Raw genomic sequence first — 2,212 nt, 5'->3', positions numbered from 1 at the left:
CCGGGTGCCCGGTCAACGTCGGGACGGCGTCGCTGACGTGCGCCAGCTCCCCGGCGGCGATGGCCGTGTAGGTGGACACCCAGGCGTCGACCTGCCAGTCCGGCGCGTGGTAGGCAGCGCGGGAGCGGTAGGCCTCCTCGACGGTCTCCGGGTGGTAGGTGACCGTCCGGCCGGTGGCGTCGGACAGCACGGCGGCGATCTCGTGGAACGTCAGCGCCTCCGGGCCGGTCAGGTCGTACGTGCGGCCGGCGTGGGCCTCCGGGTCGGTGAGGACCGCGGTGGCCGCGTCCGCGATGTCGTCCTGCGCCACGACGGCCGCCCGACCGTCGCCCGCGGGGCCGCGCAGCACGCCGTCCCCGCCGACCATGCCGGGCAGGAAGTCGGCGTAGAGGTTGTCGCGCAGGAACGTGAACCGCAGGCCGCTCGCGCGGATGTGCTGCTCGGTGGCCCAGTGGTCGCGCACGAGCGTGAACGTGGCGTCCGGCGCCGCACCCACGAACGAGGTGTACACCAGGTGCCCGACGCCCGCGTCCGCCGCCGCGTCGACGAAGGCGCGGTGGTGGTCCAGGCGGTCCGCGGACTCCGACGCCGACACCATGAGCACCACCGGCAGCCCGTCGAGCGCCCGGCGGACGGCGTCGCGGTCCGCGAACTCCGCCCGGGTCGCCGTCGCGCCGGGCAGCCCGCGCGCGCGGGAGGGGTCGCGGACCAGCAGCAGCTGGGCGTGCCCGGCGTCGGAGAGGCGGCGGGCGACGCGTCCGCCGATGTTCCCGGTGGCGCCGGTGACGGCGATCGGTGGCCGGTTCGACATGCGGCGGGTTCCCTCCCGGCTGTTGTTCGACGCCTTTCGTCGAATGAGTCGAAACGATAACCGACGCCGGCCGAATTCACGTCGATGAACATTCTGTCGATTCGCGCGTGGCGGGGTTAGGGTTTTTGGGAGCGCTCCCAGAACTGTTCGACCATTCCTGCTCGCAAGGAGGCGACGCATGGATCTGCGCACTGGCACGCGCAAGAGGAAACTCACCGGGCGGCTCGCGGCGATCACCGCCGCGACCTCGGTGGCGGCGATGGCCGCGGCGATGGTGGTGGCGGGCGGTCAGACCGCCTACGCGGCCGTGGGCTGCCGCGTCGACTACACCGTGACGAACCAGTGGAGCGGCGGCTTCGGCGCGAACGTCACGCTCACCAACCTGGGTGACGCGTTGTCGACCTGGACGTTGGAGTGGACGTTCACCGCCGGTCAGCACGTCGACCAGATGTGGGGCGGTGACTTCACCCAGTCGGGCAGCACGGTGACCGTGCGGAATACCAGTTGGAACGGTTCCCTCGGCACCGGCGCGTCCGTGACGCCCGGCTTCAACGGCTCGTGGTCCGGCTCGAACCCGGCGCCGAGCTCGTTCAAGGTGAACGGCGTGACGTGCACCGGCTCGCCCGGCAGCACGTCGACGTCGACCTCGACCTCGACGTCCACCACAACCAGTCGGACGACGACCACCACGACGAGCACGGGTGGTGGCGGTGTCGGTGATGGTCCGTGGCCGACGGACACCGGGAGTGTGCACCAGACCACGACCAAGGCGGTGGGTTCGTACTTCAACGGTGGGATGAAGCGGTACTACGGCGTGGGTGACGGTGGTCAGGGTGAGAGTCAGGACCCGATGTTCGAGGTGGCGAACGGGGGGACGATCGAGAACGTGATCCTGGACGCGCCGGCGGGTGACGGGATCCACTGCCTGGGGTCGTGCACGATCCGCAACGTGTGGTGGAACGACGTGGGCGAGGACGCGGCGACGTTCCTGTCGTCGAGTTCGTCGGCGACGTACCTGGTGGACGGTGGTGGGGCGAAGTCGGCGTCGGACAAGGTGTTCCAGCACAACGGTGCGGGGACGGTGACGATCCGCAACTTCCAGGTGCACAGCGCGGGGAAGCTGTACCGGGCGTGCGGGAACTGCTCGACGTCCTACCAGCGGCACGTGGTGATGGACGGGGTGACGGCGCGGTCGACCTCGACGTTGGCGGGGATCAACACCAACTGGGGTGACACGGCGCGGTTCTCGCGGATCACGGTGTACGGGTCGACGTCGATCTGCGTGAAGTACAAGGGCGTGCCGAAGGGGTCGGAGCCGACGAAGATCGGTGAGGGCGCGGACGGCACGAACTGCTTCTACTCGCCCTCCGACATCACCCAGCGGTAGCCGGCCGGTGCGGG

Annotated in this window: 2 protein-coding genes; one reads left to right on the top strand and one right to left on the bottom strand. The window is 70.3% G+C overall.

Translation table 11 applies throughout. The features are described from left to right. Window positions 1-811, bottom strand: an 811-nt coding sequence (locus AB0G02_RS36190; RefSeq protein ID WP_360803789.1) for an SDR family oxidoreductase, incomplete at its 3' end; no start/stop codon positions are given. A gap of 178 nt (window positions 812-989) precedes the next feature. Here AB0G02_RS36190 and AB0G02_RS36185 point away from each other — a divergent pair. Beyond that, entirely contained in the window at window positions 990-2,198 is a 1,209-nt protein-coding gene (locus AB0G02_RS36185) for a pectate lyase (protein ID WP_360803786.1), read from the top strand. Window positions 2,199-2,212 lie beyond the last annotated feature (14 nt).

The sequence above is a fragment of the Actinosynnema sp. NPDC023658 genome (assembly GCF_040639995.1).
GTDB lineage: Bacteria > Actinomycetota > Actinomycetes > Mycobacteriales > Pseudonocardiaceae > Actinosynnema.
The sequence above is the reverse complement of the archived record's forward strand: the minus strand, read 5'-3'. Positions and strand labels throughout refer to the sequence as shown.

What these genes read in the sequence shown, in the direction of transcription:
- AB0G02_RS36185 (WP_360803786.1), top strand. Translation starts at nt 990, where the DNA reads ATGGATCTGCGCACTGGCACGCGCAAGAGGAAACTCACCGGGCGGCTC.